The organism is Arthrobacter luteolus NBRC 107841, from assembly GCF_001552075.1.
Classification (GTDB): Bacteria; Actinomycetota; Actinomycetes; order Actinomycetales; family Micrococcaceae; genus Arthrobacter_B; species Arthrobacter_B luteolus.
In genome coordinates this window covers 435,987-455,171 of record NZ_BCQM01000002.1, presented here as the reverse complement: position 1 = coordinate 455,171, position 19,185 = coordinate 435,987, and the positions used below count along the sequence as shown (strand labels likewise).

Below are 19,185 nucleotides of genomic sequence, written 5' to 3'. Positions count from 1 at the left end.
GCACACTTGTGCATTTTATGAACAGCCCGGTACCGTGGGCCTAGCCCGCTCCGGGCCTGGAAGGGGAGAACCGCTTGAGCACCACCACCGAGTCCTGGCTAGTAGGGCTGATCGGGGACGGTATTACCGCCTCGCTGACGCCGCCCATGCATGAGCGGGAGGCTCAGGAGAGGGGCATGCTCTATCTCTACCGGCCAGTTGACCTGGCGGTGAACGGCCGGCCTCCATCCGGCGTCGGGGAGCTGCTGCGCTACGGCAGGGACCTCGGTTTCAACGCCTTCAACATCACCCATCCCTGTAAGCAGCTGGTCCTGGAGCACCTCGACGAGGTATCCGACGACGCCGCCCGGCTGGGTGCCGTAAACACCGTCCTCATCCGTTCGGGCAAATTTATCGGGCACAACACCGACCATTCCGGCTTCGGCAGCGCCCTGGCCGAAGGTCTGCCAGGCGCAGCGCTGGAGCGGGTGGTCCAGCTTGGTGCCGGCGGTGCCGGTGCCGCCGTCGCCTACGCCCTGCTGAAGGCCGGTGTCTCCTGCCTGACGCTGGTGGACCTGGACGCCGCCCGGGCAGCTGAACGCGCCGCGGCCCTGGCGGTTCTGTTTCCGGAGAGCACTGTCGCTGCAGGCGCTCCGGCAGACCTGCCGCGCCTGCTCGCCGGGGCGGACGGATTTGTCCAGGCCACTCCCATCGGCATGCACTCCCACCCCGGCCTTCCCCTGGATCCTGCCCTTATTGACCCCGCCACGTGGGTCGCCGATGTCATCTACCGCCCGGTCCGCACCGCACTGGCTGCCGCGGCGGAAGCGAAAGGCTGCCGTGTCCTGGACGGCGGCCACATGGCTGTTGGTCAGGCCGTGGATGCTTTCGAACTCATCACTGGGGTTCGTCCGGATGCCGCCCGCATGCGGGCCCACTTTCTCCACATGGTCAACAGCGGACTCTGAGTCTGCCTCCGAAGGGAACGGTAATGCGCACCTCCATCGCCACGGTATGCCTCAGCGGCACCCTCGAGGACAAGCTCCGCGCCTGTGCGGCAGCCGGCTTCGACGGCGTGGAGATCTTCGAACAGGACCTGGTTGTCAGCCCGTCCAGCCCGGAGCAAATCCGGGCGCTGGCGGCCAGCCTGGGCCAGACCCTGGACCTCTACCAGCCCTTCCGGGACTTTGAAGGAGTTCCGCAGGACCTGCTGGAGCAGAACCTGCGGCGCGCTGAAGCCAAATTCCGCCTGATGCGGCGGCTGGGGATCGACACCATGCTGGTCTGCAGCAACGTGGCCACGGCAACCATTGATGACGACGCCGTTGCAGCCTCCCAGCTGCGTAGCATGGGCGAGCTGGCGGCCCGCTACGGAATCCGGCTTGCCTATGAAGCCCTGGCCTGGGGCCGGTATGTCAGCGACTTCGAGCACGCCTGGCGGATCGTGGAGCTGGCAGACCACCCCAATGTTGGAACCTGCCTGGACAGCTTCCACATTCTCTCCCGGCGCTGGGATCCGGCCGCGATCGAGCAGCTTCCGGCGGAGAAGATCTTCTTTGTCCAGCTTGCCGACGCTCCGGAACTGTCCATGGACGTGCTGTCCTGGAGCCGCCACTACCGGGTCTTCCCTGGTGAAGGCGCCTTCGACCTGGTGACCTTCATGGGCCACCTGGTCCGCAGCGGCTACGACGGCCCGGTCTCGCTGGAGATCTTCAACGACGTGTTCCGGCAGGCGGCTGAGGAACGCACCGCGGTGGACGCCATGCGTTCCCTCATCCGGCTGGCCGAACGCACCTCGCTGCACCTGGCGGAGGAAGGAACCGGCAGCGGACGGATGGAGCTGGCCACCCTGCCCGGCGTCGGTGAACCCCTCGGCTTCAGTTTCGCCGAGGTTAAAGCCGGAGACCCGGCGCAGGTTCGCAGCCTGCTGTATCAGCTGGGATTCACCTGCCAGGGCAGGCACCGCACCAAATCCGTGGAACTGTGGACGCAGAACGGTGTCCGCATGATCATCAACGGCCAGCAGGCGACAGGCATGGAGCCCGGAATTTCAGCGATTGGGCTGGATGTTCCGGATGCTCCCGCTGCCGCCTCACGGGCCCTGCAGCTGAAGGCGACACCGGTCACCCGGCGCAGCCAGGCCAATGAGGAGGTCCTCCAGGTGGTCGCCGCCCCCGACGGGACCGAAATCATCCTCTGCCAGGCCACCTCCGGCGAACCCGCCTGGAGCACAGAGTTTGGCACCGGCAGTCCGCTGCCGGCACCCGGGTCCGTGACGGCGATTGACCACGTTAATTTGTCCCAGCCCTGGCAGCACTTCGATGAGGCTGTCCTCTTCTACGACTCCACCCTGGGCCTGTCCACCCGCCCCAGCGTGGAAGTGCCCAGCCCTATGGGGCTGGTCCGCAGCCAGGTGATGCGCAGCAGCGACGGCGCTGTGCGCATCGCCCTCAATATCGCACCTCCCATCTTCGATGGATCCGGTTATCCCCAGCACGTGGCCTTCGCCTGCAGCGACCTGGTCAGCGTGGCGCGCACCGCCGTCGAGCGGGGCCTGGAGTTCCTCCCGGTACCGGGCAACTACTACGAGGACCTGGATGCCCGGTTTGGCCTTGAGCCGGAATTCCTCTCCACGCTGCGGGAACTCAACCTGCTCTACGACCGGGACGGCGACGGCGAGTTCCTGCACTTTTACACCTCCACCGTGGGCAACGTCTTCTTCGAAGTGCTGGAACGGCGTCCCTTCTACGAGGGATACGGCGCGCCCAACGCCCCGGTGCGGCTCGCTTCACAGTTCCACACAAGTGCTGCAGCACGCTCCTGACCAGCGGCTATATCAGCTCAAAGCCACGGCGCAGGCCCGGGGTCGGCTAGGATCGCCTTCGGGGCCGCAGCTGGCTGCCCCGGCAGGACTGCAAGGCAGGGGCGGACGAATGAGCGCAGACAGCAGCGGCTGGTACGTCAAATCAGTGGAAAAAACCTTCGCTGTCCTCGGCGCCTTCACGGAAGATGCCCCGGCGAAAAGCGTCAGCGAGGTGGCCGCAGCAGCGGATCTGAGCCGCGCCGCTGCCCGCCGGTTCCTGCTGACCCTGACGGAACTCGGCTATCTGTCCTCCGACGGTGTCCGCTTCCAGCTTGCCCCCCGGTCCCTGAACATCGGATCGGCCTTCCTCTCCAACCTCACGCTCCCCGCCATCGCGGAACCGCACCTGAAGTCGCTTTCCTCCGACCTGCAGGAAACAGCGTCCGTCTGCATCCTCGACGGCGAGCACGTGGTGTACGTTGCCCGCGTCACCGCACCCCGGCTGGTCAACGTCGCCGTGCACGTCGGCACCCGCTTTCCGGCCTGGGCCACCTCGATGGGCCGGGTGCTGTTATCCAGCCTCGACCCCGCAGACCTGGATTCCCGGCTGGACCGGTCGGAGATCCGGCGGTACACGGCGAACACGATTGCCGACCGGCGCAGGCTGAGCGAGGAACTCGCGGGCGTCCGCGCCCGCGGCTGGGCGGTGGTGCGCGAGGAGTATGAGGAGGGGCTCAGCGGCGTGGCCGTTCCGATCCGCCGCGGAAACCAGGTGGTGGCCGCGGCCAACGTCTCGCTTCACCAGCACCGGGGCGCGTCGCTCGGCGACGTTGTCCTTCCCCGCCTGGTCCAGGCGGCGGAAGCGATTTCCTCGGACTACGGAATCCGTCCGCTCAGCTGAGTTGCCGGCCCGCCTTCGGGTCCCGCCCTGGAGGCAGGGCCCGGCAGCGAACTGCGACGGGGGCCGTTCGCTCCTCCCCGCCGCAGTTCGGTCTGTGCCGCCAGTCCGTCCGTGGGATTCCGGCTAGGTGGCGTAATCCTGGGCGTTGTAGAGATTCAGGTTCAACGCTTCAGCGATCTGCGCGACGGCTTTGAGCCCCCGCACGCTGTTGCCTGCGGGATCCAGGGGCGGGGAGAACGCGGCGATGGCCAGGACCCCGGGCATGATGGCAAGCACACCGCCGCCGACTCCGGACTTTCCGGGCAGCCCGACCCGGTAAGCCCAGTCTCCGGAGGCGGTATAGAGCCCTTCCATGGTCATCTCGGCGAGCATAGGGGGGACCAGCGCCTGGTTGGCGATGACCCGTTCCCTGGTGACCGGATTGGTTCCCCGGGCCGCGATCGTGGCGCCCATGGTGGCCAGGTCGACGGTGGTTACCAGCGTTGAGCACTGGCGGGTGTAGACATCGCAGGCTTCCATCGGGTCCGAGTACATGGTGCCGCCCGAGTAGAGCAGCCATGCAATGGCACGGTTGTGGAAGTTCGTGGACTGCTCCGAATCATTGACTGCGCCGCTGAGCTGGATCCTGCGTCCCGCGAAGGCAGACTGCGCGGCCAGGATCCGCTCCCAGCGCTGCTCCGGACCATCGGCCCTGATCAGGGAGACCGTGGACATCGCGCCCGCGTTGACCAGGGGCGAGACGGGAGTATCACCGTGGAGGACCACACTGATCACAGAGTTGAACGGTTCTCCGGTGGGATCAGCCCCCACCTTGTCATGGAATTCCCGCAGCCCGACGTCGCTCATCGCCACGGCCATGGAAAAGACCTTGGAAATTGACTCGAGGGCGAATTCGAAACGCGCGTCACCGGCCTCGAAGACTTCGCCGTCGGCAGTTACGACACTGACTCCGAACAGGGCCGGATCGACGGATGCCAGGTAGGGAATGTAGCTGGCGTTTTTCCCGCCGTGCTCTTCGGTATGGTCCCGGTGCGCGGTGCTCACCGCTGCCTGGATGGCTTCTTTATCGATTTTCATACCGAGGTGCTCCCGTCGGCTGGGCCGGCATGCGGCTTGGGTGAACCCGTTCCGGTCTGTCCGGTTCCAGGCTGGGTTCCGGACTGGGTACCGGACGCCGTACCGGACGGCGGCGGGGCGCTGCCCGGATGCTGATCTGCCGGCTGCGCAGTTCCCGGGGTGGGCTGCGCTTCCCAGCGCTCGGAAAGATCGGCAGTGGAGACCGCGGAATCGTTGACGACGCCCGGATGCTTGTTCTCCAGCTGCCAGGTGAAGGGCACGAAGACGGTGCCCGGATCTCGCCAGTGGGGTTTGCGCAGCGCGTAGATGACGAAGGGCACGATCACCAGCACCGCGGCACCGCCGATCAGGATGCCGACGTAGGTCAGCGGGGAACCCACGGAAATCTGGTCCGGCGGAATGAAGCTGAAGACGAAGGCCATCAGCGACCCGAGGAACCCCACACCGCCGAAAATCCACATTCCCGCTCCACCGCCGGGCACCCGGTAGGGGCGTGGCCGGTTCGGCTGGCTGTATCGAAGGTAGATGGCTGAGGAGAACATCAGCAGGTACATGATCAGGTAGAGGATCACGGTCAGCTGGCTCAGAATCTGATAGGCAGCCTGGACGGAAGGCAGTACCACGTACACGATGCCCAGCGCCGTAACCATAAGCGCCTGGAAAAGGAGGATGTGCGTGCCCATCCCGTGCTTGTTGGTGTGCTGCCAGAACCTTGGCAGGTAGCCGGCCTTGGCCACGGCCAGCAGGCCGCTGGACGGACCCGCAACCCACGTGACGACGCCGGCGAGCACCCCGATCAGGAGCATCACGGCGATGATGGGTGCGGCCCAGCCCATGCCGGCCCATTCGAACATGTCGTTGTAGGAGGTCAGCAGGCTCTGCGTGAGGTTGATGTCCGCCTGCGGGACAACGAAGGCGATGGCCAGCGTGCCGAGGACGAAAATGATCACTGTTCCTGCTGCGGCAATGAGCACGGCCAGGGGATAGCTGCGGTTGGCATTCTTGACGTCTTTAACATGGATGGCATTCATTTCCATGCCCGCATAGAACAGGAAAATACTCGCTGCGAGGACCACGTTGGAGAAGTTGGAGAAGTCCGGAATCAGCTCACCCCAGCCCAGCTCGATCTGGGGTGTGTTTCCGGCGAAGAAGTAGGTAAAGCCCAGAACGATAAGGATTGCGGCGGGGATAAGTGTGCCGATGATCCCGCCCCATTGAGCCACCTTGGAGAAGGCGGCAGCACCGCGGAACGCAATAAATGTAGCCAGCCAGTAAACGACCAGGACGACGGCGAGGACAAAGGCCTTGTTTCCGGACAGCTGCGCGTCCAGGCTCTCGTTGGGCCCGGTGTAGGCAAGTGAGACGGCACCGAAGGTGAGGACCGTGGGGAACCAGATGGTTACCTCGATAAAGAGCATGAACATTGCCAGGAACGCCCACCGCGGCCCGAAGGCCTCACCCACCCAGCGGAAAACGCCTCCGGTCTCAGGCCACCCGGTGGCCAGTTCGGCCGCGACGATGGAAACCGGAATCAGGAAAACAATAGCTGCGAAGACATAGTAGAAGATCGAGCTCAAGCCATATTCAGCTTCGGCCGGCAGTCCGCGGAGGCTTACGACGGCAACAATGTTCATGACCGCGAGAGCCCCAATGGTGATGGTGGCTGTCTGCCCTGCCCGGCCCTTCTTACTAGGCGTGGTTGCTGTGGAATCGCTCATCCCACCCACCTCCTCGGGTTAGTGGTGGAATCCCGGATGCTTCCGCTCCGAGGGCATGGGGGCGCTGAGATGGTTCAGGTAGGAGGTCTCCTCCCGGATGTCATCCAGCAGCCTCGCGGCTAAATCCATGCTCAGGCCATTGCGCACCACGATCCGTTCCACCGTCAGGTTCTGGAGGTTGGCAGGCAGTGGATATGCAGGCACCAGCCAGCCCTTGGTCCGGAGCCGGTCCGCCAAGTTGTACAAGGTCCAGCGGTCCGTGTGGCCCTCCTTGAGCCGCCAGGCAAACACCGGGATATCCGATCCGTCGTTCCAGAGCTCGAACGGGCCGATTTCGCTGATCCCGCGGGACAGGAACAGTGCAACGTCCTGACTTGCCTGCTGCACCTTCTTGTAGCCGTCGAACCCGAGACGGAGGAACAGATAGAACTGCAGGACCACCTGTGCACCGGGGCGGGAAAAGTTCAGCGCGAAGGTGGGCATGTCGCCGCCCAGATAGCTCACGTAGAAGATCAGGTCTTCCGGCAGCCACTGCCGCTCGCGCCAGACAACCCAGCCCAGGCCCGGATAAACCAGGCCGTATTTGTGACCGGATGTGGAGATGGAGTGGACCCGTTCCAGCTGAAAATCCCATTCCAGCTCCGGCTGGATAAACGGGGCGATCATACCGCCGGAGGCAGCATCCACATGGATCGGTATGTCCAGTCCGGTGGATGCCTGGATCTCGTCGAGTTTCGCTGCTACCGCCTTCACCGGCTCATACATGCCGGTGTAGGTCACACCCATAATCGCAACGACACCGATCGTGTTTTCGTCGATGTACTTCTCGAGTTCAAACCCGTCCAGGCACTTGTGCTCCTCGCTGATGGGCACCAGGCGGGGTTCTATGTCGAAATAGTTGCAGAACTTTTCCCAGCAGACCTGGACGGCGGAACTCATCACGAGGTTCGGTTTTTCGGTGGATTTCCCCTCGCTGCGCCGCTTGTGCTGCCACAGCCGCTTGAATGCCAGGCCGCCCAGCATGCAGGCCTCGGAGGACCCGATGGTGGAGGTGCCAATCGTTCCCGTGGGATCAGGGGAGTTCCAGAGGCCGGCGAGCATCTTCCAGCAGTACTGCTCAATGGCAGCCGTCTGCGGATACTCGTCCTTGTCGATCATGTTCTTGTCATAGGTCTCGGCGTACAGCCGGTCCGCGTGATCGTCCATCCAGGTGCTGACGAAGGTCGCCAGGTTCAGACGTGCATTGCCGTCGAGCATCGTCTCGTCGTGGACAATCTGGTAAGCGGTTTCAGGGGCCATTTCCCCTTGCGGGATGCGGGTCTTGGAGACCTGGGTAGCCTCCCCGGAACGGGAAAAAACCGGATTGGCGCTGAGGAAGTCCTGCGGATCATTTTGCGGCATGACATCAACCTCTCGAATGGGAGTGTCCCTACTGCATGGGCCGTCGTGAGCGGCTGTTTCGATTCCCCAAGGGTGCGCGCGCTTCATGACTATACGCGCAGCCCTTCAGCCATTACTAGGTATCCCGCCCGTAAATACAGGTGTCCGCAGCCCTTTCCGGGATCTTCACCGGGCGGGCCCGGTTAGCTCCCGCAACCGTTGAGCGGACCATCTGCTCCCGGTAGGCTGTCCGCACCATTCACCCCGCTTCAGCCCGCCCCTTCCGGTTCGTCCGGGACCCGGCCCTGCGGCTGGACGCGGGCCACCGGAGGAGACCCCATGGCTGGACTGACCCGACGCGACCGTTTCGAACTGCCTGAGCCCATGCGCCGCCTCTTCGAGGGGGACTGGGACGTCCCTGCCTTCCGGGTTGAGGAGTACCGGGACGGTCCAACCATGGTGGTCCGGGCCGAACTGCCCAGCATCGACCCCGAAAAGGACCTCGACGTGACCGTTTCCGAGGGGACCCTCCGGATCCGGGGTGAACGCCGGGAAAGCGCCGAACAGAAGGCCCGGAACGGCTACCGGTCCGAGTTCAAGTACGGTTCCTTTACCCGGGACATCCAGCTGCCGGCCGGGGCCGATCCGGACGGTGTCTCGGCGTCCTATCACGACGGCGTCCTGGAAGTCAGGGTCCCGGTCGCTGAAGACGGCGGATCAGGGCGCAAGGTCACCGTCAACCGGGCATAAACCTGAGGGCCGCAGGCCCTTTTCTGCAGACGGCGCTGTGGCGCCGTATCCGGCGCCGCGTGGGAGGTCCTGTGCCCCAGCAAACAATGCAGGACAAGCCGGCCTCCGGGCAGGAGCCGGACGGGCTGCGTGCGCCGTACTGGCTGATTACGGCCATCCTGGGCTGCGGCGGAATCGCAGTATCACTCGAGAAGACCGCCATCGTGCCCCTCCTGCCCGAGTATCCACGCATCTTCGGTGTCAGCAGCGATGACGTCTCCTGGCTGGTGACAGTTACCCTGCTCAGTGCCGCGGTGGCCACACCGGTGGTCTCCCGGCTTGCGGACATGTTCGGCAAAAAGCGGATGCTGATACTGGCACTGGTGATGATGGTGGTCGGAGGGTTCACTGCCGCCATCGGCGGTACCTTCGCAGCCGCACTGACCGGACGGACGCTGCAGGGCTTCGCCGGGGCAGTCATTCCCATCGGCATCAGCATTCTTCGGGACACTCTCCCGCAGCGCAGGATCGCCGGCGCAGTGGCCCTGATGAGCGCCAGTTTCGGAATCGGCAGCGCCCTGGGCCTGCCGATGGCCGGGTTTATCTACCAGAACCTGGGCTGGCAGGCGACGTTCTGGGTGGTCGCGCTGATCGCCCTGGTTCTCACCGCCGCGGTCTATTTCTTCGTGCCGGAATCCACGGTCCGCACGAGGGGCAGGTTTGATTACCCCGGCGCGCTCCTGCTGTCCGGCGCCATGACGGCGCTGCTGCTGGCCATCAGTAAGGGCGGAGTATGGGGGTGGACCAGCGACATCGTGCTGGGGCTGTTCGCGGCATGCGCAGTGCTGCTGGCTTTGTGGTTCCCCCTTGAGCTGCGCAGCGGGCAGCCGCTGATCGATCTGCGCACATCGGCACGGAGGCCGGTCCTCCTGGTCAACATCGCGGCAGTGCTGGTCGGATTCTCGATGTACGCGAACATGCTCGTTACCACCCAGCAGCTGCAGCTCTCCCGGGTAACGGGATTCGGATTTGGCCTCAGCGTCCTGGTGGCAGGACTGGCCATGATCCCGGCCGGCCTGGCAATGGTGGCCATTTCGCCGGTCTCCGCACGGCTCACCAACAGCTTTGGAGCCAAGGTGACCATGGTGGCTGGCTGCGCGGTGATGGCCGCCGGCTACCTGCTGCGGGTGGTGCTGGTGGAAACCATAGCCGGCATCATCAGCGGAGCCGTGATCATTTCGATCGGAACAGCCATGGCCATGGCAGCCATGCCGACCATTGTTATGAGCAACTCGCCCAGGACCGACACCGCAGCAGCCAACGGCCTCAACACCCTGCTCCGCTCCGTTGGCACGTCCACCTGCAGTGCTGCCGTCGCCGTCATCCTCGCCTCGGTCACAGTGACCATCGGCGGCCGGGTGTTTCCGGATCTGGAGGCTTTCCGGCTGATCTTCATCCTCGCCGGTGTCACTGCGGCAGCGGGCGCAGCCATCTCCGTGCTGATTCCGAAGTCATCCCACCGGGAAGCCACCCACCCCGATCTCCATGCCCCTCCCCAGGGGGCCGGTCCCGCTTCGGCACAGCGGAACGAAATTCTGCTCACCGGTGTGCTGCGGCCAGCCGGTGACCGGGCTCCGCTCGACCAGGGAACGGTCACGGTGACAGACAGCGAAGGCTCACCCGTGGACTGGGACCGCAGCGATGAGCACGGCTCCTACGCCGTAGTCCTGCCAGGGCCGGGACGGTACATTTTCGTGGCTGCGCACCCCCGCTGGCGGCCTGTCGCCGAGGTACTGCCGTTCCCGGAAACGGGTCTTCAGCACGACATTCATTTTCAGCAGCGGCTCCTGCTCGCCGGACGGATCAGGCACCGCAGCCGGCCGGTCGATAATGCGCTCGTCCTGCTGGTCAGGGGAGCAGGTGACGCTCCGTCAGCCGTCCGGTCCGGCAGGGACGGCAGCTTTGAGCTGCCGCTCCCGGCCGCCGGCAGATATGTCCTGACCGTCGTGGAACCCAGTGGGCGGACACATACCCGGCGCGTTCTCCTGCCCTCCGACGACCCGGTGATCGACGTCGAATTGGGCGGGCCGCCCCAGCGGACCGGACTGCAGGTTTAAGGAAAGCGGGGCAGGCTACCGGACGTCCCGGATCAGGTTGGTGATGCGGGCGGTGGAGAGCCGGCGGCCCCCGCCGTCTGTCATCACGACTTCATGGGTGGTGAGGGTGCCGCCGAGGTGTATGGCCTCAGCCGTTCCGGTGACCAGGCCTTCGGAGACTGACCGGTGGTGGGTGGCTCCGATTTCTATGCCGACGGCGTATCGTCCGGGACCGGCGTGCATCGCCGCAGCGAAGGAACCCAGGGTCTCTGCGAGCACCATGTGGGCACCTCCATGGAGGATCCCGGCGACCTGCTGGTTACCTTCCACCGGCATCGTGGCCACCATGCGCTCAGGTGACATTTCCAGGAATCGGATTCCCATCCGGACAACGAGGGAGCCCACGCCGGATTCGCCCAGCCACGGGTGGAGTTCCGCGGGAACACCGGCATCAATCAATTCCTGCAGCCTGGGGTACTCGTCCCCGGCGGGGCCGGGCTGGCCCGGCGTGAAAATGTCGCTCATGCCCACTAGGCTTGCATCTGTGAGTGAAACTGCCAAACTGGCCGCTGCCCCCGTCTCTGATTCCGTTCCCAACCCCGAAGAGTCCCTTACCGGTCTCCTGGAAACAGAGGATGATGCCGCGCAGGCGGACACTGCGGCCGGCGTCCCCGTGGGCAGCCACGCGGCGCCTGCTCCGTCCACCGGACCGGCAGCAACCGAGGCTGCGCCGCTGGGCACGGTTAATGCTGCCGGGCACAACCGTCTCCTGGTGATCGATGGCCATTCCATGGCCTTCCGCGCCTTTTACGCCCTGCCGGCGGAGAACTTCTCCACAGACACCGGACAGCACACCAACGCTGTCTATGGGTTCACCTCCATGCTGATCAACCTGATCAAAAACGAGGAACCAACGCACATCGCCGTGGCCTTCGACCTGGATACCCCCACTTTCCGGACCGAGGAGTACTCCGAGTACAAGGGCGGCCGCAACAAGACCCCAGAAGAGTTCCACGGTCAGGTGGACCTCATCATCAAGGTCATGGAAGCCATGCGGATTCCGACCATTTCCCTGGACGGGTATGAGGCGGACGACATCCTGGCCACGCTCGCTGAGCAGGCAGCGGCCAAGAACTGGGACGTGATGGTCGTCTCCGGTGACCGGGATGCCTTCCAGCTGGTCAACGACAACGTCACCGTTTTTTACCCCAAGAAGGGGGTCTCCGACCTGCCCCGCATGGACGCGGAGGCAGTTGAAGAGAAGTACCTGGTACCGCCGGATAAGTACTCCGACCTGGCCGCACTGGTGGGGGAGTCCGCGGACAACCTGCCCGGCGTTCCGGGGGTCGGACCGAAGACCGCAGCCAAGTGGATCAAGCAGTACGGGGGCCTCGAAGGCATCCTGGAGCACCTGGATGAGATCAAGGGCAAGGTGGGGGATTCCCTCCGCGCCAATATCGAAGACGTTAAGCGGAACCGCCGGCTGAACCGGCTGCTGCGCGATCTGGAGCTTCCGGTGGACCTCGACGCCATGGCGGCCCGCCGCCCTGACCGGGATGCCATCGAAGAACTTTTCGATGCCCTGCAGTTCAATGCTCTCCGCAAGCGGCTCTTCGATGTCTACGGCGAAGAGGAAACCGCGGCAGACCATCCGGAGCTGGTGCCCCCGGCACACACCGTGCTCACAGAGGCCGGCGCACTGGAGAGCTGGTTGGAAGCGACCAACCAGGCGCCCGCAGCACTCCAGCTGGTTACCGAAGGAGCGGGTGAGGCCCGCGACGCGGTAGGCGTTGCACTGGTCACGGACGAGGCGGCTGCCTTCATCCCGCTGACGGACATCGATGCAGGCGCGGAGAAGGTCCTGGCAGACTGGCTTGCGGATAAGGACGCACCGAAGGTGGTGCACGATTTCAAGTCGGCCTACAAGCTGCTTGCCCGCCGCGGCCTGCACCTGGCAGGCGAGGTGGACGACCCAGCCATTTCGGGCTACCTGATCCAGCCGGACCGGCGCAGCTACGATCTGGCCGACCTCAGCCTGACTCACCTCAGGCTTTCCCTCGATGCCGCCGCCGGCTCCAGCAATCAGCTGGAGCTCTCCCTGGACGGTGAGGATTCCGCTGCACCCGCCGTCCGGAAGGCGTTCGCGGCCCTGCGGCTGAGCGAGCACTTCGCCGGCCAGCTGGTTGAGCGGGGAGCCAACCAGCTGCTGGGCGGCCTGGAACTGCCGCTCTCCGAGGTCCTGGCCGAAATGGAACTCGCCGGTATTGCTGTGTCCACCGACAAGCTGGATGCGCTGCTGGACCAGTTCAGCTTCACGATCAACCAGGCCAAGGAAGAAGCCTTCGCGGTTATCGGCAAGGAGATCAACCTTGGTTCACCGAAGCAGCTCCAGGTGGTGCTCTTCGAGGAGCTTGGCCTGCCCAAGACCAAGAAAATCAAGACCGGCTACTCCACCGATGCCGATGCGCTGGCCGACCTGATCGTCAAGACCGGCGGGCATCCGTTCCTGGCCCACCTGCTGGCCTACCGCGATGCCGCGAAGCTGCGCCAGACGGTGGAAGGCCTGCGGAAGGCAGTGGCCGACGACGGCCGGATCCACACCACGTATGCGCAGACAGTTGCCGCCACCGGCCGCTTGTCCTCGATCAACCCGAACCTGCAGAACATTCCGATCCGCTCGGAGGAGGGACGCCGGATCCGCGAGGTGTTCGTTGTGGGCGAGGGGTACGAAACCCTGCTCACCGCTGACTACTCGCAGGTGGAGATGCGCATCATGGCGCACCTTTCCGGCGATGAAAGCCTGATCCAGGCCTTCCGCGACGGCGAGGACCTGCACCGGTTCGTCGGCTCGCACATCTTCGGGGTGCCGCCGGAAGAGGTCACCAGTGCCATGCGCTCCAAGGTCAAGGCCATGTCCTACGGACTGGTCTACGGGCTGAGCTCGTTCGGGCTCTCCAAGCAGCTCTCCATCCCCGTGGACGAGGCCCGAACACTGATGCGTGATTACTTCACCCGGTTCGGCGCTGTCCGCGATTACCTGCGCGGTGTCGTCGAGCAGGCACGCAAGGACGGATACACCTCCACCATTGAAGGCCGCCGGCGCTACCTGCCGGATCTTGCCAGCACCAACCGCCAGCTGCGGGAAATGTCGGAGCGTGCAGCGCTGAACGCCCCGATCCAGGGCTCGGCTGCGGACATCATCAAGAAGGCCATGCTCGGCGTCGACGCGGAACTGAAGAAGCAGGGACTGAAGTCGCGTATGCTGCTGCAGGTCCATGACGAACTGGTGCTGGAAGTGGCACCCGGTGAACGCGAAGCGGCGGAAAAGCTGGTGCGTGAGCAAATGGCCGGTGCCGCGGACCTTGCCGTTCCGCTTGACGTCTCCGTTGGCTGGGGCGCGAGCTGGCACGAAGCCGGCCACTAGTCCGGCCGGCCGCACAGATTAGTTAACACACCGCCGGAGGGGGCAGGCATGGAAGCAGGATCAGGTCTTCGTACTGAGAGGTTCCGTGCTGCCCTGTCTGCGGTGGATGCCGGCCGCAGCGATGAACGGACGGACGCCTGGTTCCAGGCGGTGGCCCTCGGATTCCACGAGGCGCGCTACGAGTCCAAGCACATCACAGCACTGGTTGAGGCCTACCAAACGGACGGGCGGTGGCTCACGGGCGTCTATGACGACGCCGCGCCGGAGTACGCGTGGAATCCCGCCGCGCCGGTGGCTACCTACGCCACGATGGTCCACGAACTGAACACCGGCGGCGCGCTGCTTCCGGCGCACCAGATCACGTCCGTGACCGTGCGTCCGTCCCACCGGCGGCGCGGGATCCTGCGGCAGATGATCACGGCGGACCTGCGCCGGGCCAAGGACGAAGGCTTCGCCGTCGCAGCGCTGGGCGCTTCCGAGGCAGTGATCTATGGCCGGTTTGGTTTCGGGGTGGCTACCTCCGAGGTGGCGGTGGAAGTGGACGCCCGGGGGCGCCTGGAACTGACCGTCCCACCAACGGGCAGCACCGTGGTCGCCGACCTCGCGAAGCTGGAAACCCTGGCTCCGGAAATCTTCCGCAGGCACCTGGCCCAAAACCGCGGGGCGCTGGGACGGCAGCTTGGTTACTCGAAGCGCGCGGCCGGCCTCTGGGGCGATCTGCCGGAACCGGAGAAGGACGTCCGAGCCGCGGTCCACTACGGCCCTTCCGGGGTACCGGACGGATATGTCACCTTCAAGTTCCTTCCGTGGGACACCGAGCCGCACACCCTCAAGGTGCTTGACCTGGTGGCCGTGGATGACACCGCCAGGCTCGAACTCTGGCGGTTCCTGGGATCCATTGACCTGGTGGAGCGGATTACCTGCGCGGCGGCGCCGGAAGCGGACCCGCTGCCCTGGGGGCTGGCAGACCGCCGCCGCTACTCGGTTAAGTCCTGTGAGGACCTGCTGTGGCTGCGTCCGCTGGACCCCGCCACCATGCTTCGTGCCCGTGGATTCGAAGCATCAGGTGCCCTGGTGCTGGGCATCGCTGATCCAATGGAACTGGCTTCGGGGCGGTGGCTGGTACAGGTGGATGCCGGCAGGGCTTCCGTCACCGGGCTCGAAGCCCGGGATACTCCACCGCCGGGAATTCCGGCTGTGGATATGGATGTAAGGGCTTTCGCTTCCCTCTACCTCGGAGGCGTCAGCGCGGACCTGCTCTGCGCCGCAGGAAGCATCAGCGGATCCGGTGATGCGGTGGAAACCCTGAGCCGGCTGTTTGCGGTGCCCCGGCCGCCTTACTGCAGCACGCATTTCTAGGCCCGGCCCTACCCGCGGGCCGCACGGAATGAGCCCCAGGAATTACTGGTGTGCGTGAGGCGTTACGCAGGTGACGGATTCCAGGTACGGGTTTCTTCATCTGGCTTTGACCTGACTTGGCGGCTGCGGCTAGACTAAACAGGCGCGTTACGCGTGCTGGTGACTCCCTTATCCTAGGGATCCACCGCCGCAGGCGGGCAACACAAATATTTACATTCTGTCCATCTCCGGACAACCAAGCACCGTCTTGAACCTGGTTTTTCCGGGTTGCACCCGAGCCGGTGGGAGCACATCCGGAATTACAACAACTTCCACATCGGAGTCCCAACTACATGACCATCACCACCACCGAGAAGTCCGGTACCCCGCAGGTCGCAATCAACGACATCGGTACTGCCGAGGACTTCCTCGCCGCAATCGACGCAACGATCAAGTACTTCAACGACGGAGATCTCGTCGAAGGTACCGTCGTTAAGGTCGACCGCGACGAGGTCCTGCTCGACATCGGTTACAAGACCGAGGGTGTCATCCCTTCGCGTGAGCTTTCCATCAAGCACGACGTTGATCCCGGAGACGTCGTCTCCGTTGGCGATCAGGTTGAAGCTTTGGTCCTCACCAAGGAAGACAAAGAAGGCCGTCTGATCCTCTCCAAGAAGCGCGCACAGTACGAGCGTGCCTGGGGCGACATCGAGAAGGTCAAGGAAGAAGACGGCGTCGTTACCGGTACCGTCATCGAGGTTGTCAAGGGTGGTCTTATCCTCGACATCGGGCTGCGCGGCTTCCTGCCGGCATCCCTCGTGGAGATGCGTCGCGTCCGCGACCTGGCTCCGTACATCGGCCAGCAGATCGAAGCCAAGATCATCGAGCTGGACAAGAACCGCAACAACGTGGTCCTGTCCCGCCGTGCCTGGCTCGAGCAGACCCAGTCCGAGGTTCGTTCCACGTTCCTCAACAAGCTGGAAAAGGGCCAGGTTCGTCCGGGCGTTGTTTCCTCCATCGTCAACTTCGGTGCATTCGTGGACCTTGGCGGCGTAGACGGCCTCGTCCACGTTTCCGAGCTGTCCTGGAAGCACATCGACCACCCCTCCGAGGTCGTTGAAGTTGGCCAGGAAGTCACCGTTGAGGTTCTGGAAGTTGACCTCGACCGCGAGCGTGTCTCCCTGTCGCTGAAGGCTACGCAGGAAGATCCGTGGCAGACCTTCGCCCGCACCCACGCCCTGGGCCAGGTTGTGCCGGGCAAGGTCACCAAGCTGGTTCCGTTCGGTGCGTTCGTACGCGTCGAAGACGGCATCGAAGGCCTGGTTCACATCTCCGAGCTGGCAGTCCGCCACGTGGAGCTGGCCGAGCAGGTTGTCTCCGTTGGTGACGAACTGTTCGTCAAGGTCATCGACATCGACCTCGAGCGCCGCCGCATCTCCCTGTCGCTGAAGCAGGCGAACGAGGGCGTCGATCCCGAAGGCACCGAATTCGATCCGGCTCTGTACGGCATGGCCGCAGAGTACGACGAAGCCGGCAACTACAAGTACCCGGAGGGCTTCGACCCCGAGTCCAACGAATGGCTCGAAGGTTACGAGACCCAGCGCGCCGCTTGGGAGCAGCAGTACGCTGACGCCCAGGCCCGCTGGGAAGCTCACAAGAAGCAGGTTGCCCAGCACAACTCCGAGGATGTCGCTGCTGCATCGGACTCCGTCGAGTCCAGCGCAACAAGCTACTCCTCCGAGCCTGCTGCATCCGAGTCCGCTGCCGGCACCCTGGCATCGGACGAGGCTCTCGCCGCACTGCGCGAGAAGCTGACCGGCAACTAATTATTGTTGCTTAGGCATTAGCCGCTTCAAAGCGGGCCTCCACTTCGGTGGGGGCCCGCTTTGTCGTTGATACTGGGAATTGGAAACCACCACAGACACCACGGGGGACGTATGCAGCGCGAGGACCGGCCGAAGATGGACGGGTTGTTGGAGGAGGAGATCCGCCGGCGGGCCAGGGGAGGGGCGGCGCAGCTGCGGCCGCAGCAGGCCGCGAATCTCGTCAACGGCTTCGAGGAAGCGGAGAGGGGGCTAAGCCCCGACGAATTCGACGCCCAGCAGGAAGCGGTCGGTGCACTGCAGGAGGCATACCCAAATTACTTCCGGGCCGCCCGCTCTGCCGCGAAGTCTGAAGCGGCAGCGGATATGGCCCGGTTCCGGGGATGGCGCCGGGAACAGCTCTCCCTCGCCCGGGCAGCGGACGGACCCGCAGCCACCCTGGCACCCTGGTTGCGCACCGGGGGAGCAGCATTGTCCTTCACCGGGGTCCTGGCCCTGGGCGTGAACCTCATTGGCTATCCGGTCCTGCTGGCCTGCTGGGCATTCTCAATCGGGATTTTCCTGCTGGGTGGACGGTTCCTGAAACGGCGCACGAGCCCGCTCTGGAAGGGCGTCTTCTCCGACCCCAAATACATGTGCAGGGCGGTGTGGCACGCGGCGGCGCAGGCAGCCGCGGCGGAACTGATCCGGTTGCGCGAACCCGGTGCTGCCGCCCAGGAGGAAGGCCTCCGGGAGGTCGAGGACTCCTGGGCCCTCCGTAACCGGAGCAGCGTCCGCTACGCACACGAGGATTACAGCGGCCTCACGGCGCTGCGCTGAAAACCTGCTGGACGGCCGTCCAGCAGGGCGTTGCGGCTAGGCGGAATCTCGCACCACAAGCGAGGTGGGCAGCCGGCACACGCGGTGCGCCGGCCGTCCCTCGATCAGCTCCACCAGCATGCGCGCCATCTTCTCACCGAGATCGGAGATGGGATGGTGGACAGTGGTCAGCGCCGGCGAAACACTGGTCGCGAAGAGGTCATCATCAAAACCGACGACGGCGATGTCCTCAGGGATGCGCAGCCCATGTTCCTTGATGACGCCATGGGCTCCAGCTGCCATCTGGTCATTCGCGGCGAACAGGCCGTCCATCGGCTTGCCGCGCGCCAGCAGCCGCCGCATGGCAGCTGCCCCGGAGGAAACCGTAAAGTCGCCGTACTCCACGAGCGCGTCATCCAATCCCGCGGCTGCCAGCCCCGACCGCCAGCCGGCCAGCCGGTCAACTCCGGGTGGCATGTCCTGCGGACCCGCGATGGTGGCTATGCTCCGGCGTCCGGCGTGAATCAGGTGCGCGGTGGCAGCCAACGCGCCTTCCTCGTTGTCCACCTCTACGTAGTAGCTGTCACTGGCATTAAGCAGCGGCCGTCCGGCGAAAACAATCGGCAGTGCCTCGTTCAGGTGCTCCCACGAATGGTCCCCGCTGTGGTGGGAAACCACCAGGACGCCGTCCACATTGCCGCCCATGAGGTACCGCTGGGTCTTTCCTGGATTGGCCTCGGAAGAAGTAACCATGTTCAGCATGTACTCGGTGGAGCTGAGATATTTGGCCACACCTTCGACAACCGTTGCAAAGAATGGATCGGCGAACACCTTGGACGTCGACTCGGGTACCAGGAGCGTGATCGTGTACGTCCGCCTGCTGGCCAGCGTCCGGGCCGCCCGGTTGGGAACGTAGTTGAGCGCGCGCACTGCCTGCTCCACGCTCTGAACCAGTTCCGGCGCCACTGACGTCGACCCGTTCACGACGCGTGAGACAGTCGCCCGGGAGACACCGGCCAGGGCAGCCACCATCTCCAAGGTTGGAGCCGGCCGCACCTGTCCGGTGTCAGTACCCACTGTGGTCTCCATATAGCGGTGTCCGTTTCTCTCGCCCCAAGC

14 protein-coding genes are annotated in these 19,185 nt (G+C 64.6%); 9 read left to right on the top strand and 5 right to left on the bottom strand.

The features are described from left to right. Positions 1-74 precede the first annotated feature (74 nt). The 3 genes from AL3_RS06070 to AL3_RS06060 all read left to right on the top strand — a co-directional run bounded on the left by AL3_RS06070 (position 75) and on the right by AL3_RS06060 (position 3,683). Entirely contained in the window at positions 75-947 is an 873-nt protein-coding gene (locus AL3_RS06070) for a shikimate dehydrogenase (RefSeq protein ID WP_066298034.1), read from the top strand. 23 nt (positions 948-970) lie between these two features. Next, a complete protein-coding gene (locus AL3_RS06065) occupies positions 971-2,803 on the top strand; it encodes a bifunctional sugar phosphate isomerase/epimerase/4-hydroxyphenylpyruvate dioxygenase family protein (protein ID WP_066298032.1) in 1,833 nt (610 codons plus the stop codon). A 109-nt stretch (positions 2,804-2,912) separates the two neighbouring features. Next, the gene (locus AL3_RS06060) at positions 2,913-3,683 is read left to right on the top strand and encodes an IclR family transcriptional regulator domain-containing protein (RefSeq protein ID WP_066298030.1); all 771 of its coding nucleotides are present in this window, start codon (positions 2,913-2,915) and stop codon (positions 3,681-3,683) included. Positions 3,684-3,806: 123 nt separating this feature from the next. Here AL3_RS06060 and glsA read toward each other — a convergent pair whose 3' ends face one another. The 3 genes from glsA to gad are packed head-to-tail and all read right to left on the bottom strand — an operon-like array spanning position 3,807 to position 7,879. Then, positions 3,807-4,760, bottom strand: coding sequence for a glutaminase A (gene glsA / locus AL3_RS06055; RefSeq protein ID WP_066298027.1), 954 nt, complete (start codon positions 4,758-4,760; stop codon positions 3,807-3,809). Further along, a complete protein-coding gene (gene gadC / locus AL3_RS06050; protein ID WP_083521491.1) occupies positions 4,757-6,478 on the bottom strand; it encodes a glutamine/gamma-aminobutyrate antiporter GadC in 1,722 nt (573 codons plus the stop codon). The genes glsA and gadC overlap by 4 nt, the downstream gene beginning before the upstream one ends. Positions 6,479-6,496: 18 nt before the next feature. Next, the gene (gad, locus tag AL3_RS06045) at positions 6,497-7,879 is read right to left on the bottom strand and encodes a glutamate decarboxylase (protein ID WP_066298025.1); all 1,383 of its coding nucleotides are present in this window, start codon (positions 7,877-7,879) and stop codon (positions 6,497-6,499) included. A gap of 318 nt (positions 7,880-8,197) precedes the next feature. On the opposite strand from gad, the gene AL3_RS06040 reads away from it, so the two are divergent. Further along, entirely contained in the window at positions 8,198-8,608 is a 411-nt protein-coding gene (locus AL3_RS06040) for an Hsp20/alpha crystallin family protein (protein ID WP_066298023.1), read from the top strand. A gap of 71 nt (positions 8,609-8,679) precedes the next feature. Next, complete coding sequence (locus AL3_RS06035) at positions 8,680-10,704, top strand: MFS transporter (protein WP_151723934.1); 2,025 nt, start codon at positions 8,680-8,682, stop codon at positions 10,702-10,704. A 15-nt stretch (positions 10,705-10,719) separates the two neighbouring features. Here the strand turns inward: AL3_RS06035 and AL3_RS06030 are convergent, their stop codons facing one another. Beyond that, a complete protein-coding gene (locus AL3_RS06030) occupies positions 10,720-11,208 on the bottom strand; it encodes a PaaI family thioesterase (RefSeq protein ID WP_066298020.1) in 489 nt (162 codons plus the stop codon). 265 nt (positions 11,209-11,473) lie between these two features. Between AL3_RS06030 and polA the strand changes: the two genes are divergently transcribed. From polA to AL3_RS06010, 4 genes are all read left to right on the top strand, one after another. Next, on the top strand, positions 11,474-14,107 hold the full coding sequence (polA, locus tag AL3_RS06025) for a DNA polymerase I (protein WP_066298463.1): 2,634 nt from the start codon (positions 11,474-11,476) through the stop codon (positions 14,105-14,107). A 48-nt stretch (positions 14,108-14,155) separates the two neighbouring features. Continuing rightward, the gene (locus AL3_RS06020) at positions 14,156-15,466 is read left to right on the top strand and encodes a GNAT family N-acetyltransferase (RefSeq protein ID WP_066298018.1); all 1,311 of its coding nucleotides are present in this window, start codon (positions 14,156-14,158) and stop codon (positions 15,464-15,466) included. A 332-nt stretch (positions 15,467-15,798) separates the two neighbouring features. Next, positions 15,799-17,271, top strand: a complete 1,473-nt coding sequence (gene rpsA / locus AL3_RS06015) for a 30S ribosomal protein S1 (protein WP_066298016.1) — start codon at positions 15,799-15,801, stop codon at positions 17,269-17,271. Between the two features lie 111 nt (positions 17,272-17,382). Beyond that, positions 17,383-18,087: a hypothetical protein gene (locus tag AL3_RS06010; protein ID WP_066298014.1), complete on the top strand. Its 705-nt coding sequence runs from the start codon at positions 17,383-17,385 to the stop codon at positions 18,085-18,087. A gap of 36 nt (positions 18,088-18,123) precedes the next feature. On the opposite strand, the gene AL3_RS06005 is transcribed toward AL3_RS06010, so the two are convergent. Next, complete coding sequence (locus AL3_RS06005) at positions 18,124-19,143, bottom strand: LacI family DNA-binding transcriptional regulator (protein ID WP_370665058.1); 1,020 nt, start codon at positions 19,141-19,143, stop codon at positions 18,124-18,126. Positions 19,144-19,185: the final 42 nt, after the last annotated feature.